General features: G+C 39.9%; 19 protein-coding genes. 11 read left to right on the top strand and 8 right to left on the bottom strand.

From position 1 onward, the window contains the following. The first annotated feature begins 3 nt into the window (after positions 1 to 3). From AC1PJ9_RS08290 to sbmA, 3 genes are all read left to right on the top strand, one after another. Complete coding sequence (locus AC1PJ9_RS08290) at positions 4 to 975, top strand: patatin-like phospholipase family protein (RefSeq protein ID WP_311086928.1); 972 nt, start codon at positions 4 to 6, stop codon at positions 973 to 975. Between the two features lie 196 nt (positions 976 to 1,171). Beyond that, positions 1,172 to 2,407 (top strand): threonine ammonia-lyase, encoded by a 1,236-nt coding sequence (locus tag AC1PJ9_RS08285; RefSeq protein WP_019457234.1) that lies wholly within the window; start codon positions 1,172 to 1,174, stop codon positions 2,405 to 2,407. Positions 2,408 to 2,642: 235 nt separating this feature from the next. Beyond that, on the top strand, positions 2,643 to 3,839 hold the full coding sequence (gene sbmA, locus AC1PJ9_RS08280) for a peptide antibiotic transporter SbmA (RefSeq protein WP_100290341.1): 1,197 nt from the start codon (positions 2,643 to 2,645) through the stop codon (positions 3,837 to 3,839). 42 nt (positions 3,840 to 3,881) lie between these two features. On the opposite strand, the gene AC1PJ9_RS08275 is transcribed toward sbmA, so the two are convergent. Next, positions 3,882 to 4,631 carry a DUF4850 domain-containing protein gene (locus AC1PJ9_RS08275; RefSeq protein ID WP_311086929.1) on the bottom strand — a complete coding sequence of 250 codons (750 nt, stop codon included), beginning with the start codon at positions 4,629 to 4,631 and terminating at the stop codon, positions 3,882 to 3,884. Between the two features lie 125 nt (positions 4,632 to 4,756). Between AC1PJ9_RS08275 and AC1PJ9_RS08270 the strand changes: the two genes are divergently transcribed. After that, entirely contained in the window at positions 4,757 to 5,824 is a 1,068-nt protein-coding gene (locus AC1PJ9_RS08270; protein ID WP_311086930.1) for a DUF1176 domain-containing protein, read from the top strand. A gap of 83 nt (positions 5,825 to 5,907) precedes the next feature. Further along, positions 5,908 to 6,426, top strand: a complete 519-nt coding sequence (locus AC1PJ9_RS08265) for a hypothetical protein (protein WP_004705802.1) — start codon at positions 5,908 to 5,910, stop codon at positions 6,424 to 6,426. Between the two features lie 79 nt (positions 6,427 to 6,505). On the opposite strand, the gene AC1PJ9_RS08260 is transcribed toward AC1PJ9_RS08265, so the two are convergent. The 5 genes from AC1PJ9_RS08260 to gatC all read right to left on the bottom strand — a co-directional run bounded on the left by AC1PJ9_RS08260 (position 6,506) and on the right by gatC (position 11,142). After that, on the bottom strand, positions 6,506 to 7,084 hold the full coding sequence (locus tag AC1PJ9_RS08260; RefSeq protein ID WP_311086931.1) for a DJ-1/PfpI family protein: 579 nt from the start codon (positions 7,082 to 7,084) through the stop codon (positions 6,506 to 6,508). A 168-nt stretch (positions 7,085 to 7,252) separates the two neighbouring features. Then, positions 7,253 to 7,717, bottom strand: coding sequence for a hypothetical protein (locus tag AC1PJ9_RS08255; protein ID WP_311086932.1), 465 nt, complete (start codon positions 7,715 to 7,717; stop codon positions 7,253 to 7,255). A 109-nt stretch (positions 7,718 to 7,826) separates the two neighbouring features. Next, positions 7,827 to 9,296, bottom strand: coding sequence for an Asp-tRNA(Asn)/Glu-tRNA(Gln) amidotransferase subunit GatB (gatB, locus tag AC1PJ9_RS08250; protein ID WP_311086933.1), 1,470 nt, complete (start codon positions 9,294 to 9,296; stop codon positions 7,827 to 7,829). After that, entirely contained in the window at positions 9,296 to 10,774 is a 1,479-nt protein-coding gene (gatA, locus tag AC1PJ9_RS08245) for an Asp-tRNA(Asn)/Glu-tRNA(Gln) amidotransferase subunit GatA (RefSeq protein WP_311086934.1), read from the bottom strand. Before gatA ends, gatB begins: the two co-directional genes overlap by 1 nt. A 53-nt stretch (positions 10,775 to 10,827) precedes the next feature. Beyond that, the gene (gene gatC, locus AC1PJ9_RS08240) at positions 10,828 to 11,142 is read right to left on the bottom strand and encodes an Asp-tRNA(Asn)/Glu-tRNA(Gln) amidotransferase subunit GatC (protein ID WP_000107699.1); all 315 of its coding nucleotides are present in this window, start codon (positions 11,140 to 11,142) and stop codon (positions 10,828 to 10,830) included. Positions 11,143 to 11,275: 133 nt separating this feature from the next. Here gatC and AC1PJ9_RS08235 point away from each other — a divergent pair, with 133 nt between their 5' ends. From AC1PJ9_RS08235 to AC1PJ9_RS08210, 6 genes are all read left to right on the top strand, one after another. Further along, entirely contained in the window at positions 11,276 to 12,316 is a 1,041-nt protein-coding gene (locus tag AC1PJ9_RS08235; RefSeq protein WP_000601379.1) for a rod shape-determining protein, read from the top strand. A gap of 16 nt (positions 12,317 to 12,332) precedes the next feature. Next, a complete protein-coding gene (gene mreC / locus AC1PJ9_RS08230; protein ID WP_002051136.1) occupies positions 12,333 to 13,190 on the top strand; it encodes a rod shape-determining protein MreC in 858 nt (285 codons plus the stop codon). Beyond that, entirely contained in the window at positions 13,177 to 13,668 is a 492-nt protein-coding gene (mreD, locus tag AC1PJ9_RS08225) for a rod shape-determining protein MreD (RefSeq protein ID WP_311086935.1), read from the top strand. The genes mreC and mreD overlap by 14 nt, the downstream gene beginning before the upstream one ends. After that, the gene (locus AC1PJ9_RS08220) at positions 13,656 to 14,216 is read left to right on the top strand and encodes a Maf-like protein (protein ID WP_311086936.1); all 561 of its coding nucleotides are present in this window, start codon (positions 13,656 to 13,658) and stop codon (positions 14,214 to 14,216) included. Before mreD ends, AC1PJ9_RS08220 begins: the two co-directional genes overlap by 13 nt. Positions 14,217 to 14,329: 113 nt before the next feature. After that, positions 14,330 to 15,784: a ribonuclease G gene (gene rng / locus AC1PJ9_RS08215; RefSeq protein ID WP_004712131.1), complete on the top strand. Its 1,455-nt coding sequence runs from the start codon at positions 14,330 to 14,332 to the stop codon at positions 15,782 to 15,784. A gap of 141 nt (positions 15,785 to 15,925) precedes the next feature. Continuing rightward, entirely contained in the window at positions 15,926 to 16,099 is a 174-nt protein-coding gene (locus tag AC1PJ9_RS08210) for a PA1571 family protein (RefSeq protein ID WP_002116397.1), read from the top strand. Positions 16,100 to 16,126: 27 nt separating this feature from the next. Here AC1PJ9_RS08210 and AC1PJ9_RS08205 read toward each other — a convergent pair whose 3' ends face one another. Together AC1PJ9_RS08205 and AC1PJ9_RS08200 are read right to left on the bottom strand one after the other, a co-directional pair. Beyond that, the gene (locus tag AC1PJ9_RS08205) at positions 16,127 to 17,512 is read right to left on the bottom strand and encodes a WS/DGAT/MGAT family O-acyltransferase (RefSeq protein ID WP_311086937.1); all 1,386 of its coding nucleotides are present in this window, start codon (positions 17,510 to 17,512) and stop codon (positions 16,127 to 16,129) included. A 171-nt stretch (positions 17,513 to 17,683) separates the two neighbouring features. Next, positions 17,684 to 18,418, bottom strand: coding sequence for a phosphoadenylyl-sulfate reductase (locus AC1PJ9_RS08200; RefSeq protein ID WP_263614490.1), 735 nt, complete (start codon positions 18,416 to 18,418; stop codon positions 17,684 to 17,686). Positions 18,419 to 18,523: the final 105 nt, after the last annotated feature.

Here is an 18,523-nt window from a genome sequence, read left to right as displayed (position 1 = left end):
GTCATGAAACAGCTTAAATTGTGGATTCTCGGACTTTCTATGGTGTTGGCTGGCTGCCAGACCACCTCACACTTATCTGCCTTAAAACCACAATCGGCAGAGGCATACTCTCGTTTTGTTGACCAGCCCTTTGCAAAAATTAAGAAACAGCAGAAAAAGCCAGTAGTCGCGCTAGTGTTAGGTAGTGGTGGCGCCCGAGGTTATGCACATATCGGCGTGATTGAAGTTTTAGAGCAGCATGGTATTCGTCCTGATTTTATTGTTGGAACCAGTGCAGGCAGTATTGTTGGGGCAATTTATGCGAGTGGAAAAACACCCGATGAATTGCGCGATACCGCATTGAAAATGAAAGCAGGCGACGTGCGTGATATTAGTATCGGTTTAAAAGGTTTTTTTGACGGTAAAAAAGTTGAAGACTACGTAAATCAACAAGTAAATAACTTACCACTCGAAAAAATGAAAATACCAATGTACGTGGTTGCAACAGAGCTTAAGCATGGTACCAAAACCGTATTTAATTACGGTAATACTGGTCAAGCTGTAAGAGCCTCTGCATCCATTCCAAGTATGTTTATACCGACTAAAATTGGTAAATCTGAATATGTAGATGGTGGTTTAGTCAGTCCGGTACCTGTTGAAGTTGCACGTGATTTAGGTGCTGATGTTATTATTGCTGTCGATATTTTGGCCCAACCGATTTATACAGAAACTTCGAATGTATGGGGGCTCTTCAACCAGAATATTAATATTATGCAAGGGCGTTTAGCTGCTGAAGAACTTCAATATGCAGATGTCGTGATTCAACCAGATTTAAGAGAAAAAGCACATATTTTTGATGTGAAAGGCCGCGAAGCTACCATGAAAGCAGGTATAGATGCGGCAAATGCAAAACTATCTGATATTCAGTTTGCAATTGATGAAAAAATAGCTGAACAGAATCTTTCTACCGATGGTTTAAGTGCTCAGTCCAAATAAATCAAAAGCAAGTATATGAAAACTAAATAAAAGCCCTGTTCGGGCTTTTTTATTGAAAAATAAAAGATTTGTATGTGCTGATAAAAATTTTTGTATAGTGGAGCTATGCTGAAAACTCCTCATGACACATATGAGAAATTCATGCTATTTTTCAAAAAAATAATTGATTTGTAACATATTGAGGCCGACTAATTAGATGATTCAGCAACAGGTAAAACAAGAGTTTCCAACATTAGAAGATATACATGCCGCTGCAGAGCGTTTAGATGGTTTAGTGGTTAAAACACCATTTGTTTTTTCAGAAACCATTTCTAAAACCCTAGGGGCAGAAATGTGGCTGAAATTTGAAAATCTACAATTTACGGCTTCTTTTAAAGAAAGAGGCGCATTGAATAAACTCTTGAGTTTATCCGAACAAGAAAAGCAACATGGTGTAATCGCTGCTTCAGCAGGTAATCATGCACAAGGGGTTGCTTATCATGCTCAGCGTACAGGCGTAACAGCCACTATTGTCATGCCTAAATCGACGCCTAATGTGAAGGTACAACGAGTACGTGAATACGGCGCACGCGTTATTTTGCATGGTCAAGATTTTTCTGAAGCTGCTGCTGAAATGCATCGTGTTGCACAAGAAGAATCTTTAACGATTATCCACCCATTTGATGATGCAGAAATTATTGCAGGTCAGGGAACCATTGCGCTCGAAATGCTTGCAGCTGTTCCTGAACTAGACATTTTAGTTGTGCCAATTGGCGGTGGTGGTCTCATTTCTGGTATTGCTATTGCAGCAAAATCGATAAACCCTAAAATTAAGGTTATCGGGGTTCAGTCAGTTGTATACCCAAGCATGGCGAAATTGCTTTGTAACTATCAAATTGCAGTTTCATTAGGTTCAACCGTAGCTGAAGGTATTGCAGTTAAAACTCCGGGTGAGCTGACGACTCAAGTCGCTAAAGAATATGTTGATGACATTGTTGTTGTGACTGAAGACATGATTGAAGAAGCAATTGCGCTGTTACTTAACATTGAGAAAACAGTATGTGAAGGAGCAGGGGCGACAGGTATCGCTGCAATTATGTCTCGACCAGATCTATTTTTAGGTCATAAAGTCGGGGTTGTTTTATCTGGAGGCAATATTGATACACGAGTGATGGTTTCCGTATTACAGCGTCACTTGACGCGTACGGGGCGTATGGTTCGTATTCGTGTCGAATTACCAGATAATCCGGGTGCTTTAGCGCGTTTAACAGCAATTATTGCTGAGCAAGGCGGTAACATTTACGAACTGCGCCATGAACGCTTTGCTGCCACAAGTCGTGCCAAAGAAAGTGCGGTCAGTGTTGATGTCGAGTTAAAAAGTGCTCCAGATCTGGAACCTTTAATTCAGGCTATGCAGCTTGAAGGTTATATTGTTCGTAAAGAAGAGATTTAAACACAGATATCACTATGATATAAAAGCCGTATATGGCTCTTAAGGGAGTCATATGCGAAGCAATTTAAATGGATTAAATTGCAAAAAGGATGAATTTACAAAAAAACGATCAAATCCTTCAATGAAATGGGAAAAACTGACAATTCTCTAAACTTTGCCCTTCACAATTTTAAGGTTTAGGTTTTAGTATTCTCTTCATTGCAAATTTGAAGAAATATAGGGATAACAACACTCAATGTTCAAATCATTTTTTCCGTCACCACGATATTTCTTTATATCGGCGGTTATTTGGATCGCACTAAATATGGTGCTCTGGTACACAGGTGGAAACACATGGGGAACTTTTATCGGCTTTGCTCAAGGCTATCATCAAGCTCAATTACCTGTTGGTGTTAGCCGTTTTTGGTCTCCAACTTTCTTATGGTTTTATGTCTGGTTTTTAGTCTCCACAGCATTGTTTGCTGGTTTTTGGAAAATTATTTCCAATAATCCTTGGCAAAGATGGTCCATTTGGGGTTCTGCTTTTATTCTATTTAACATCTGGTTTGGTGTTCAGGTCAGTGTTGCCATTAATGCATGGTATGTACCGTTTTGGGACTTAATTCAGAAAATGCTTTCTGATGGAGGTGGAGATCTCTCTGCACTATACAGTGAAACTCTAGTTTTTCTTTATATTGCAATGGTTGCTGTAACCTTAGCTGTTATTAATGCTTTTTTTACAAGTCACTATGTATTTCGTTGGCGTACGGCAATGAATGAGTACTACACGGAACATTGGGAAAAGCTTCGCCATATTGAAGGTGCTTCGCAGCGTGTACAAGAAGATACGATGCGTTTCGCGACTATTATGGAGGACCTAGGTGTTGAACTGGTAAAAGCTGTGATGATTTTAATTGCATTTTTACCTATTTTATTTCAGCTCTCTAAACACGTTCCTGTTTTACCAATTGTTGGTGAATTAGAACATTCTCTAGTATGGGCTGCAATTGTATGGGCTGCTTTTGGTACCATTTTATTAATGGTGGTTGGTATTAAATTACCTGGTCTACAATTTAACAATCAAAAAGTAGAAGCAGCTTATCGTAAAGAATTGGTTTATGGTGAAGATCATATCGACCGTGCAAAACCAGCTACTTTAAAAGAGCTTTTCAGTCGAGTCCGTACAAACTATTTCCGTCTCTATTTTCATTATGCTTACTTTAACTTGGTAGCAACTTGGTATAAGCAATTAGACATTTTATATAGTCTAGTGGTCTTATTCCCTGCAATTGCGAGCGGGAAGATGACGTTAGGCTTAATTAACCAAATTGGTGGTGTATTTGATAAGGTTCGTGAATCATTCCAATATTTAATTAGTTCATGGAAAACCATTATTGAGTTACTTTCGATTTACAAGCGTTTAAAAGCTTTTGAATCGATATTGCATAAATAAATAAAAACCCGCGAAAGCGGGTTTTTTTATAGGTACAAATATTTAATGAGTTGCATTATAAAAATTAAGAATAGGACCAACTAATGATTGCTGAGATTTATCTAAGGTGACTTGAATCTCTTTGTAGTTGAACGTGTCCTCATCATCATATTTGGCAATACCATGCGTTTTATTGTTCACTTGTGGAATTTGATAACTAAAAAAAGCCACTTTTTTAGAGGGATGAACGATGGTAATGAGTTTTTTTGGGTCTTTGAATCCGCCAAAATCATCTTCAACACTTTCTTTTAACAGTTCAGGAAAATAAAGCGTTGCATTTGGTAATCCACACCCAACGCAAAAAGAAGAGTCATAAAGCTCTATCGCTTGTTTTTGATCTGGACTCATTGCTAAAGCAAAACCAGTTCCATTCGCACCTGCATTTGCTTGTACATCTTGCCAGTTACGTGGAACAAGCACCAATCCTGTTTCAGGTAATGCAAGAAGCTTGAGTTGTTTTGCATGTTGAGCATCGAGTTTAAAATTAAAATGGCAGCTTTTAGGCGTACAGGTTTCAAAACTTTTAAGTAAACCATCTTCTATAGGGTTTTGTGCCGTTACTCCATAAAAAGGGACTGTAACGCCGTTTAAAAAATTTGCTTCTCCAAGCTTATAGAACTGATTATCTGCTTTGCGTGTTGCAGCAGAGCTATAAAACTTTGGAAAATGAGGAGTAAAGCTTTTTACTTCTGCATAAGCAGTTGAAGTGAGACTTACCAATACTGTGCATAATAAAAAATTTAATTTTTTCATTTTTAGAAAGTAATCAATTTAAAATCTTATATAAATCTAACATATTCTTTTAAACTATAAGGTAATTCAAAATTGAATACTGTTTTTAACTTCATAATAAAAACAGACTTATAGAGATATGGAAAATGAAAAATATACTTTCAATTTGCTGCTTAGCGGCAATAAGTTCTTATAGTTTTGCTCAAGACATTAAAGGCATTTCATTTTCTCATCAAGAGTGGGAAATCTATTGTAGTAATACGGGTACTTGTAAGGCTGCTGGCTATCAAAATGAAGACAATGGTGATAATCCAGCTTCAATTTTAATAACGCGTAAAGCAGGGCCAAAACAACCTGTGCAAGTTGAGTTTGCTTTGTCTGACTATGAACAAAGCATGCCTGCAAATCAGCTTAAAAATATCCATTTTTATATCAATGGCAAAGATTTAGGGCTTGTGGCTGTAGATGGCACTGAGCTGCCAATTATGGGTAAACTAAGTAGCTTACAAACCAATGCTCTACTACAGCAATCTAAGCAAAAAACTGAAATTACATTTAAAAATGCGCAACATGAATGGAAAATTTCCGATGAAGGAATGACCGCTGTGTTATTAAAAATGGATGATTTTCAGAAGCGTATCGGGACCGTTGGTGCTTTAGTCAAAAAGGGCAGTGCCAATGAAAATCAAGTGCTGATGCCTGAACCAAAACTAGTTGTAAAACGTATTAAGACGGCAACCAAACCTTACTTAACTTTACAGCCAAAAAATAAACAGTACCAAGCAATATACCGTAGTCTGATGGCAGCTAAACCGAATCCGAAAGAAGACGGCTTTTGTGAAGGCGTTTATGGCGGTAATAGTGATGGAGCTGAACCACAAGAAATTGACCTATATAAATTAACCAATCAAAAAGTTCTAGCGACTACATTGTGTTGGCGAGGAGCTTATAACGAAGGCTATGGGGCTTGGGTGCTCGATGAGTCTTTAAATGGTAAAGCAACTTTTGTGACCGAGTCTGCTTCAGATTTCGATAGCGGTATGATCAGCAGTTCTCAAAAGGGACGAGGCATAGGAGACTGCTGGGCAAGTGAAGAATGGGTGTGGGATGGCAAGAGCTTTGTGCATACTAAGTATATATGGACAGGGATGTGTAAAGGCTTGGCAGCAGGTGGGGTGTGGGAGCTTGATCGAATAGAGTCTGTGGTGAAATAACTACTTTGCGGTTACAGAGTCATAACAGGTAACTTTGGTGACTCTGTGATAAAAAGAACAGATTGTTTATTGGAGCTAGACCTATGTCACGTCATCTTTACGCTATTGCTCGCCATAAGTTTTCACATCTGAGTCGTTCAATATGTGTGGCGGCGGCTGTACTAGGCACAACACAAATTGCAATGGCGGGTCCAACAGTCGATCAGCTCAGTGATTGTCTTGTTAAAGCGACAACAGCTTCAGATAAAACTACAGTGCTTCAGTGGACATTTACGGCTTTAGCAGCTCATCCCGATTTAAAAGCATTTAGTAATGTAACACCTGAGCAAAAAGATCAGTTAGATCAAAAACTGGCTCAGGTTTTACAACGCGTGATTGTAGAGCAATGTTCTACCCAAACTAAAGCTGTGATTAAGGCAGAAGGTGTTAAGGCAGTTGGAGAAGCTTTCCAACAGTTAGGTCAAAGTGCTGGTGAAGATATTGTTAAAGACCCTGCCGTTAAACAACAGTTGCAGGGCACATTGCGCTATATCGATTTAAATAAATTGGTGACAACGTTTTTAACGCCAGAGATTTGGAATAAATTAGGAATTACAAGATAAAAAATCTAGTTTTCTACCTTAGTAATAAAGCCTGCTATTTAAGTGCAGGCTTTATTTTAATTAGAATGAATAGAGCTATTTAGATAGTAATTTTAGCGCCTAAAACTTTCACAAACTGTGCTAACCAAGCTGGATGTGCAGGCCAAGCTGGTGCAGTTACTAAATGTCCATCTGTAACTGCTTCAGTCACAGCAATATCTGCGTATTGACCACCTGCGAGTTTTACTTCGACAGCACATGCTGGATAAGCAGAACAGAGGCGGCCTTTTAAAATGTCAGCCGCTGCGAGTAACTGAGCGCCATGGCATACGGCTGCAATTGGTTTTTTCACTCTATCGAACTCACGTACAATTTCGACAACACGTTCATTCATACGTAAATATTCTGGTGCACGACCACCCGGAATGACTAGACCTACATAGTCTTCGGTATTAACGGCATTAAAATCATAGTTAATCGCGAAGTTGTGGCCACGTTTTTCGCTATAAGTTTGCTCACCTTCAAAATCATGAATAGCGGTTGCAATATGATCGCCGTTCTTTTTATTCGGGCAAACAGCATGTACTGTATAACCTAAACCAGTTAAGAACTGAAAAGGAACCATAGTTTCATAGTCTTCTGCATAATCACCGACTAACATTAAAATCTTTTTAGACATTATTTATCCCTCTTTTTAAAATATAAGTGATTTCAATTTTTAATTTAAATTAGCACAATGAAAGTATGATTTTTAGCAAAAAGTGCATTCTTTCGTCGAAGGGGGCTTCGTAAGAGATATAAAAAAGCCTCGATAAATCGAGGCTTTTAAATTTATGGGATCTACTTTTTATAATTCACAAGCTTTACCTTCATATTCATGACGGTTTACAACGTATTCTTGACCATTCCATCGATAAATAGCAGAACAGAAGCCTGGTCCCCCATTTTCAATATCAGGCCAGCCATCTTTGCCTTTAGTTTTCAAAAAGGTGGGAAGGCCAGAGTTGCTAAAGAGTTTTTTCCATCGACCGTCTTTTTGCTGTGAAACAATATAGTAGCCAACCCCTGTATTGCCATAACACATACTGCTACTATCTTGAATAACTGCATCTTTATGACCATCACCATTTAAATCTTTATAAATAATAATTTCACCAGTATCACAGTTACCTTTCCAGCCATGTTTTGTTTTTTTGAAGTTTGCAGCTTTAAAAATAGATGCTACTTCACTCTTTGGAACTTGAACTGTTTGAGCAAAAAGTGTCGAGTTTATTAACAATAAAGAGGTCGTAATAAGTAATTTATTTATCATGAGTAACCTGTTCAGCATAGTTTTAGCTTAAAAATTATTGTGGATTCATTGCATTTCAAAATAGATAAAAACCCGCTCTAAAGCGGGTTTTTCTAAAAGCTAGATTGGCTTAACCAATTAACTTTTTCATTAATTCATTTACTTGAGCAGGGTTAGCTTTACCCTTAGACGCTTTCATGACTTGACCAACAAGACCGTTAAAGGCTTTTTCTTTACCAGACTTGTACTCTTCAACCATTTTTTCATTGGCTGCAAGTACTTCTTTAATGATTGCTTCAATTGCACCTGTGTCGGTTTCTTGCTTTAAGCCTTTTTCTGCAATAATGTCATCGGCAGATTTACCTTCCGACTCCCACATAAAGCCAAAGACTTGTTTTGCAATCTTACCGCTAATGGTGTTGTCAACAATACGAGCAATCATGCCACCAAGCTGTTCAGCAGAAACAGGTGAGTCAGCCAAATCTAGGCCTGCTTTGTTTAAAGCACCTGAGAATTCGCCCATTACCCAGTTGGCAGATACTTTACCTTGCTTCGCACCGCCAGCAGCAGCCACAACAGCTTCATAGAAGTCTGCCATTTCGCGTGAGAGCGTAAGTACATGTGCATCGTACTCAGTTACACCAAAGTCTGCGATAAAGCGTGCACGGCGTGCAGCAGGAAGCTCTGGAAGCGCAGCACGAGCAGCTTCGATTTGTTCATCTGCAATAATCACTGGTAACAAATCTGGATCTGGGAAGTAGCGGTAATCGTTCGCTTCTTCTTTAGAACGCATTGAACGCGTTTCCATTTTGTTTGGATCGAACAAACGAGTTTCTTGGTCGATACTTCCGCCGTATTCCAAAATTTCCATTTGGCGTTCAATTTCAACATTGATCGCTTGCTCAATGAAACGGAATGAGTTGAGGTTTTTAAGCTCGCAACGTGTACCAAACGGTTGGCCCGGACGGCGTAAAGACACGTTACAGTCCGCACGGAATGAACCTTCTGCCATGTTACCGTCAGAAATACCTAACCAACGTACCAGTGTGTGAATCGCTTTAATGTAAGCAACCGCTTCCTCAACCGAACGCATGTCAGGTTCAGAAACGATTTCAAGTAAAGGGGTACCAGCACGGTTTAAGTCAATGCCAGACATGCCTTCAAATTGGTCATGTACAGATTTACCCGCATCTTCTTCAAGATGAGCACGAGTTACGCCAATACGTTTAGTCGTACCATCTTCAAGTTGAATGTCGATATGACCCAAGCCCACAATCGGGTTATCCATTTGGCTAATTTGATAGCCTTTTGGAGAGTCAGGGTAGAAGTAGTTTTTACGCGCAAATACTGAAGCTTGGTCGATGTAAGCATCGATACCCAAACCAAAGCGAATAGCAAAATCAACTACTTTTTCATTCAAAACAGGCAATACACCCGGCATAGCCAAGTCTACAAGGCTCGCTTGTGTATTTGGGTCTTGACCAAATTCAGTCGATGAACCAGAGAAAATTTTAGAATTGGTTGCAAGCTGAGTGTGAATCTCGATACCAATAACGACTTCCCAACCGTCAATCAATTTCAACTTTTGAGCTTCAGCCATTATGCATTCTCCTCAGCAATTGCCGCACGTTGAGTATGGAAATCGGTGTTTTGTTGGTATTGATGAACAATCGACAATAATTGCGATTCTGACCAGTAGTTACCAATTAATTGTAAGCCTACAGGTAAGCTGTCTTTATCGAAACCAACAGGAGCATTAATCGCTGGTAAGCCTGCCAAGTTCACTGCAAGTGTATAGATATCGCCTAAATACATTTCAGTTGGACTTAAGTTCGCACCAATTTTATATGCAGTTGTTGGTGCAGCAGGAGCCGCAATCACATCTACATTTTCAAATGCTTTTAAGAAGTCTTGTTGAATTAAACGACGTACTTTTTGTGCTTTCACATAGTAAGCATCGTAATAACCCGCAGAAAGCGCATAAGTACCAATTAAGATACGACGTTGAACTTCTGGACCAAAACCTTCTGAACGAGAGCGCTTATAAAGATCCATCAAGTCTGTGGGGTTTTCACAGCGGTAGCCGTAACGAACACCATCGTAACGTGACAAGTTAGATGATGCTTCTGCTGGCGCGATGAGGTAATACGTTGGAACATAGGCTTCAGTCATGTTGAGGTCGATCTCAACAAGCGTAGCACCCATTTCTTCAAGCTTTTTCAAAGACTCTTCAACACGTGCTTTTACGTCTGCATCTAAGCCTGCAACGTTAAAGTATTGTTTAGGAATACCAATACGTAAACCTTTTACAGATGTGTTATTTAGGTTTGCAACGTAGTCATCAACTTCTTTTTTAACCGAAGTTGAGTCTTTTGCATCGTGACCTGCAATTACATTCATGAGGTAAGCACAGTCTTCAGCAGAGCGTGCCATTGGACCTGCTTGGTCTAAAGATGATGCATAAGCAATAATGCCGAAACGAGATACACGACCATAGGTCGGTTTTAAGCCTGTTAAGCCACAGAAAGAGGCAGGTTGGCGAATTGAGCCACCTGTATCAGTACCTGTAGCGAAAGGTGCTAAATCAGCCGCTACAGCCGCAGCAGAGCCACCTGATGAACCACCAGGAACGTGGTCAAGTGCCCATGGGTTGCTTGTTGCGCCTACATATGAGCTTTCAGAAGTTGAGCCCATCGCAAACTCGTCCATGTTCACTTTACCTAAAGTGACAAGACCAGCTGCTTTAGTTTTTTCAACAACAGTTGCATCGTAAGGAGAGATGAAGTTGTCTAATATTTTTGAACCCGCAGTAGTTTTAATACCTTTGGTACAAAAGATATCTTTATGAGCAAGTGGAATACCCGTTAAAGCGGTTGCATTACCCGCTTTTAAAGCTGCATCGGCTGCGTCGGCTTCAGCAAGCGCTTGCTCAGGCGTAACCGTCACGTAGCTTTTTACCAGTGGGTCAATTTTAGCAATACGTTTTAAATAGTGTTCAGTCAGTTCGCGAGATGAAAACTTCGCTTGGCTTAAGCCTTCAGCAAGTTCACGAATTGATAAGCGATGTAAATCAGTCATGAGTAAAATTTCTTTACATTCAAAATTGGGAAGATGGATTAATTGACTAAAAGTTATTCAATCACGCGAGGAACAAGATACAAACCATCTTGAGTTGCAGGTGCAACAGCTTGGTATTCATCTCGATGATTGCTTTCAGTTACCACATCAGCACGTAAAGGTTGAGGATTGTCAAAAGGACTCTTCAAAGGTTCTACGCCTTCCGTATCAATGCCTTTTAAGGTTTCCATCATGCCTAAAATTTTATTTAGACTTTGAGCATATTCAGCAGATTGCGTATCATTGAGCGACAATCGAGCAAGATTGGCGATTGCTGAAACTGTTTGTGCATTTAAATCTGCTGAATGCTGTGCATCCGATGTAGACATAACATCACCTAATCAGTATTAAAAATTTTCAAAATATCGTGCGTTATAATAAGCGATTGACTTGTTCAAATCATCACATTTAGTTTAAAGTTGCCACCTTGCATCCACATGAAAGTTTAACTGAGAACGAACCGTGATTCTAAAACGACTAATTGGCTTGTTTTCGCCGGATCTAGCCATTGATTTAGGTACAGCAAATACACTTATTTATGCACCAGGCCGCGGCATTATATTAAATGAACCAACAGTTGTGGCAATTCGTCACAGTGGTTCACAAAAAATTGTTGCTGCTGTAGGGCTGGATGCGAAACAAATGTTAGGCCGTACGCCTGCAAATATTTCTGCAATTCGTCCAATGAAAGACGGTGTAATTGCAGACTTTGAAGTGACTGAAACCATGCTGAATCAGTTCATTGGTAAAGTTCACGAAAAACGTTTGTTCCCACCTGCACCTCGTGTAGTTGTATGTGTACCATGTAAATCAACTTTGGTCGAGCGCCGTGCAATTCGTGAAGCCGTATTTAATGCGGGTGCCCGTGATGTGCGCTTAATTGAAGAGCCAATGGCTGCTGCAATTGGTGCTGGTATGCCAGTTGAACAAGCATGTGGTTCTATGGTTGTGGATGTTGGTGGTGGTACAACTGAAATTGCAATTATCTCATTGCAGGGTTGTGTCTATGCCGATTCTTTACGTATTGGTGGCGATGTATTTGATGAGCAAATCATTAACTATGTTCGTAAAGCTCACGGTTGCGTAATTGGTGAAACCACAGCAGAAATCATTAAAAAAGAAGTAGGTATGGCTGTTTCTGATGGTACGACATTGGAAATTGAAGTACGTGGTCGTAACCTTGCAGAAGGTGTACCTCGTGCAATTACTGTAACTTCTGACGAAATTACTCAAGCGATTTCTGATCCGTTACAAAGCATTGTAAGCGCGGTGAAATCAGCTCTTGAACAAACTCCTCCTGAACTTTCTTCTGATATTGCTGAGCGCGGTATTGTGTTGACAGGTGGCGGTGCGTTACTTCGTAACCTCGACAAATTATTAGCTCAAGAAACTGGTTTACCAGTTGTTGTTGCTGAAGATCCTCTTACTTGTGTGACCCGTGGTGGTGGTAAAGTATTAGAATTCTTCGACAACCCGAACCATGACATGCTTTTCGTCGGTTAAGTTTAAGGATTAGGCGGTGCAACCGAATATTTTTTCAAGACAGCCGCCATCTTTCCGCTCGTTCATTATTGCGGTCATTACATGCTTGGTTGTGCTGTTCTTTGATTGGCGCATGCCTTATGTAATTCAGCCAGCAAGGGATGTCTTGTACGCTGCATATAATCCAATTTATGCGCTTGCAAGCTATCCGGTACTGTCGAGAGAATGGCTGAATCAACAAACTAAATCAGAAACACAACTGCGCCGTGAAAACACTGCAATGCAGGCTGAGTTGTTACAGGCTCAGGTTCGTTTGCAGAAACTGTCTGAATTGTCTGCTGAAAATACCCGATTACGTGGTTTACTCGATACGCCATTAATTATTGATGGCCGTATGGAAATTGCCGAAGTAATTGGAACAGATGCCGATCCGCTACGTCACATTATCATTATTAACCGTGGTTCAATGGATCACCTTAAGGTTGGTCAAACGGTTCTGGATGATAAAGGGATTATGGGACAAATCATTAATGTATATCCTCATAGTTCACGTGTGATGTTACTTTCTGACAAAGAGCATTCACTCTCTGTTCGTTTAGAGCGTACAGGTATGCGTGCGATTGTTTCTGGAACTGGCGATTTAGGTCGTTTGAAAATGGAATACGTTCCAACCAGTGCAAATATTCAGGTTGGTGATAAAGTATTAAGTTCGGGCTTAGGTGAGCATTTCCCAGCAGGCTATGCAGTGGGTACGGTGGCTAAAATTCGTCGCCATAATTCAGGTGAATTTGCTGAAATTGATATTACTCCAGCTGCTCAACTTGCAACAGGACATCACGTGGTTGTGCTTTTCTCTGACTCATTAGCGAAGGAGCAACCTTATGCCGATCGCTAAATTGAAGCGTGAGAAGCGTAAAGATCCACTATGGGGAATTATTCTCTCCGTTATAGTGGGTTCTGTGCTCATGGTTTACCCGCTTTCCTACGATATTTCTGGCTGGCGTCCATTGTTCATGCTTATGATCATGTTGTTTTGGGTCGTTTGCCAACCAACATGGTGTGGGGTGTGGTTTGCATTTGGTATGGGAATTTTTACAGATCTATTGCTTGATGCACCTTTGGGCCTAAATGCTTTAAGTTTTGTTATTGTTACCTTTGTGACCCGATTTTTAATACGTGAACGTCGAATTTTAACTTTCGTTAATTTATGGACGATTGCTATTTTAGTGATTATTGCTCATTTGGCATTTATGTGGGTAACACAAACCATGGGGGGCATTCATTTTTCGATTGCTCGACATTGGCAACCGTTAATAACAAGCATCTCAACTTGGCCTGTTGTTTACTATTGTTTAGCAAAATGGCGCATTTAATTTTAGCTTCCAGTTCTCCGCGTCGCAGAGAGCTTTTACAACAGCTGGGCTTAAATTTTGAAGTTTATAGCCCTGATATTGATGAATCTGTTCATGACGGTGAGCTGGTTCATCAATATGTTGAGCGTTTGGCAAGAGAAAAAGCTCAAGCCGTATTAAATATTTTTCCAGATTCAATTGTTATTGCTGCCGATACAAGTCTTGGGCTTGATGGTCAGATTATTGGTAAACCTGACTCAAAACAGCATGCCTTTGAAATTTGGAAACAATTATCTGGCCGTTGGCATGATGTGTTTTCCGGAATTTGTATTGCGACACAGCAGCAAATCTTGAGTGAAGTGGTGCAGACACAAGTTGAGTTTGCATCAATGACTACGCAAGATATGGAAGACTATTGGGCCACAGGAGAACCTGTAGGGAAGGCCGGTGCATATGCAATTCAAGGAATTGCTTCGCAATATATTCCCAAAATTCAAGGAAGTTATAGTAATGTGGTAGGGCTTCCTTTGTACGAATTTTCACAGTTATTCAAAAGAGTGAAGACATAAGGGGTTGTTGATAATTCTTGATTGAATTGCATTGTCGATGAATAGTGGACAAAGCTACATTAACAGTCCCTCTGACTCTTTAATAAAAATTTTATAATGCTTTGAGTTTATGTATGTCAGAAGAACTACTTATTAATGTCACACCTATGGAGTGTCGGGTGGCATTAATCGAAAATGGAACTGTTAATGAGCTGTATGTTGAACGTACAGTGAAACGAGGACTTGTCGGCAATATCTACAAAGGTAAAGTTGTCCGTGTGCTTCCAGGCATGCAAGCGGCTTTTGTTGATATCGGCTTATCTAGAACAGCCTTTTTGCATATTAATGATATGGTTTGGCCTCGTTCACAGCCAACACCTAATGTTTTTGAATTACTTCATCCGGGGCAAATACTAACCGTTCAGGTTATGAAAGATATGCTTGGTACGAAAGGCGCTCGCCTGAGTACAGATCTTTCAATTCCTTCTCGCTATTTAGTTCTTATGCCATATGGTAACCATATTGGTGTTTCACAGCGTATTGAGTCTGAAGAAGAGCGCGAACGCTTACGTAATATCATCGAAGGTATTCAGGCAGAGCATAATCTACCTGGTAGTGTGATTGTTCGTACTGCTGCAGAAGGTGTAGATGATGCTGAGATTGCTCAAGATATGTGTTATCTCAGTAAGCTATGGGAATATATTCAGCGTAAACAAGTTGATGTTGCAGTTCCTTCTTTAATTTTTGAAGAGCTACCACTACCACAACGAATTATTCGTGATTTGGCAAGTGAAGAAACTGCAAAGATTTATGTCGATTCGAGAGAGATTCACGGCAAACTGCGTGAGTTTGTAGATGAATTTGTTCCGAATATGCAAAGTCGCCTGATTCATTACCCAGGTGAGCGCCCGTTATTTGATCTCTATAACGTCGAAGAAGATATTCAAAAAGCTCTACAAACACGTGTTGCTTTAAAGTCTGGTGGTTATTTAATGATTGACCAGACTGAGGCTATGACAACGATTGATGTCAATACAGGCTCTTATGTCGGTGGTCGTAGTCTTGAAGATACTGTCTTTAAAACCAATATGGAAGCAACTCAAGTCATTGCACGTCAGCTTAGATTACGAAATCTAGGTGGTATTATCATTATTGATTTTATTGACATGCAAGAAGCGATTCATCGTGAAGAAGTGATGCGTCAGTTTGAGAAAATGCTTGAACGTGATCATGCCAAAACCAAAATCACACAAGTGTCTGAACTTGGCTTAGTCGAAATGACACGTAAACGTACACGTGAATCGTTAGAACACTTGTTATGTGAGTCGTGTCCAACGTGTCAGGGGCGTGGTTTTGTCAAAACAGCGGAGACAGTGTGTTACGAAATATTTCGAGAGATATTACGATATACGCGTGCATTTGAGTCAACGAGTGGCTTTACTGTTGTTGCCCATCCTTCTGTGATTGACCGATTATTAACTGCAGAAGCCCCTGCAGTGGCTGATTTAGAGCACTTTATCAACAGAGTTATTAAATTTCAGGTCGAAAATTTATATACGCAAGAGCAATACGATATCATTTTAAGTTAAAGTTGTAACAAGATATCGCTTAATCCTTGTTACAACTGAAATTTTACTTTCATTCATGAATTTTAAATACTACTTACGTACAGTAGCCCTAGACGTTCTCCCCATTTAAAACGTCTTAGCAAACAATAAGAGGTATAACCCATGAATGTAAGTGAAAACTTAATTAGCAACGGTCTTAAACATGTTTTAGAAAGCACGCCAGTAAATAGCTGCTATATGTTGAATGACCAAGGTAAAGAAGTACCGATCACAACTGCAATGATTCGCTCAGTATGTCATCAGTTGCTTAACCAGTGCCGCACAATCAAAAAATAAGGGGCCAATTCAAAGCCCCTTAATTTTTTAACTCGCTGAATGATGTTTCAGATGTTTCTCTTCAATAATTTCTTCAAAACGTTGAATCTCATCTTCAAGATGAGTTAAAAGGTTTTGCATTTTAGGTAAAGCATTTCGACATGCTGTTAAACCTACCTCAAGCTTATCTAAATAGCTCGTCATCGTAATATTGAGTGCTTGTCCATCCATGACAATAGAAGCAGGGTAGAGCGCATCTAATTTCGCACCATTCCAATAAAGTGGCTCACGTGGGCCTGGTACATTGGAAATGACCAAATTGAATGCCTGACGCTTAGGAAGCATCCCAGACATGATGTTTAGACCTGCTGGACCGTAAACCACAGCGCTATAGTTTAAAATCTCGTTTGCAGTCATGCGGCTAAAGCGTTGCTTTGAATTTTGCATACTACGACGAATAATTTCGAGTCGTTCTAGAGGCTGGTCTTTATGAGTCCCCAAATTCGCTAGAATCATCGTAATGCGGTTACTCACGTCAGAGTCATCTGTGCGTAGTGAAGCGGGCACCATCGCAATAAGAGGCTTTTTAGGCAAGCTGTTATGGCTAATCAGGTATTCACGTAGGGCACCTGAACACACAGCAAGTACAACGTCATTGATGGTCACACCAAGTGCTTTAGAAATCTTTCTAAGACGGCTTAATTCAAATGATTGAGCTGCAAAGCGACGTGAAGCACTTACACGCTGATTTAAAATTGAAACGGGAGCCTGAAAAGTCGAAACATAGTCAGGATTTTTCCCCATTTCTTTAAAAATGGTTTGTGATAACTCATGCATGACTTTCGGAGTAACTTCAAGCTGTGACTTGATGCCTCCTAAAATACTTTTGATTTTACTAGTACTCGGCTTTGGTACTTTTAAGCGTTTTGTTCTTTTACTTTCTACACACCAAAGGGGAACTACATGTTTTTCTTGTGGGGTCTTAGATAGAGACTTTTCAATTAAACGCATACCCGCAACGCCATCTACCATGGCATGATGAATCTTAAAGTACATCGCGAAACGATTACCTTCGATTCCTTCAATAATGTCGCACGTCCAAAGAGGTTTTGCTCGGTCAATTAAAGAGCTGTGCTGCTGTGAAATATACACCAGTAATTCACGGATTCGGCCAGGGTGAGGCAGGGCAATATGACGGAAATGGTGATCGATATCGAATTCTTCGTCTTCATCCCAAAATAAACCATTTAAACGGTTATTGAAGGGGGGGGCAGGAATACTTTTTGATTGGCGAATTTCTTCTACTAAATCACGAACAAAAGTTTCAGGGGCATTTTCAGGAATTTCAAATAAAAACAATCCGCCAACATGCATCGGTTGTTGTCGTTTTTCTAGTGATAGAAAAATAAAATCAATAGGGTGTAATGGACGCATAACTCGTTGTGCCTCATGCTTTTTCTAAGAAGCCCTTAACTGAGCTCTTATTAGAATTATAGAACCGTAAAATTTAGTATATAGCGTTTATTACAGATTAAATATGACTTTGTGTACGAGATATAACTGTAAAAAAAACCACTGATTCATCAGTGGTTTTTTTATACCAGACTATTTTTTTAAGTTGCCTGCATGTAAGCCACATTCTTTTTGTGTTGCTTCTTCCCACCACCAACGTCCTTCACGTTCATGTTGGTTTGGAAGTACTGGACGAGTACATGGTTCACAGCCAATAGAAACAAAACCACGCTCGTGTAGAGGGTTGTATGGAATTTCCATCATACGGATGTAACTCCACACATCGGCACTAGACCAGTTCGCAAGCGGATTATATTTAATAAGTTGCTTGCCTGGGCCTGAGAAACCAGCATCAGCTTGTACCACAGGAATTTCAGTACGAGTACCAGGACTTTGATCTTTACGTTGACCTGTAATCCAGCCATCTAAAGTCGCAAGTTTTTTACGTAAAGGTTGAACTTTTCGAATACCACAACATTCTTGGTGCCCATCTGTAAAAAAGCTGAATAAACCTTTTTCGTTTACCATGTTTTGAACAGCTTCAGATTCAGGGAAACAAATTTCGATATTGATATTGTAGTGTTTACGGACAGTTTCAATAAACTGATAAGTTTCGGCATGGAGGCGACCAGTGTCGAGACTAAAGACACGGAACGGCTTACCCAAACGTGAAGCAATATCGATTAAGACAACATCTTCTGCTCCCGAAAAAGAAATTGCAATTTCACCTTGTTGGCTTAATGCAAGCTCTAAAATCTCACGTGGGCTTTTAGCTGCATATTCAGCCGCGAGAGCATCAACGATATCAATAGTCGGAATAACGGTCATGGGTGTTCCTGGCAAAAGGCTTGGGCGCATTGAGTTATGAAAAATATTCTAAAGGATAGTGAATAAATTGCTTAGCACTTTAATTTCGATCCTTATGAATAAAAT

This window comes from Acinetobacter sp. 70_2 (assembly GCF_056736115.1).
Note: the sequence above shows the minus strand (reverse complement) of the source record. Positions and strands in the feature narration are given on the sequence as shown.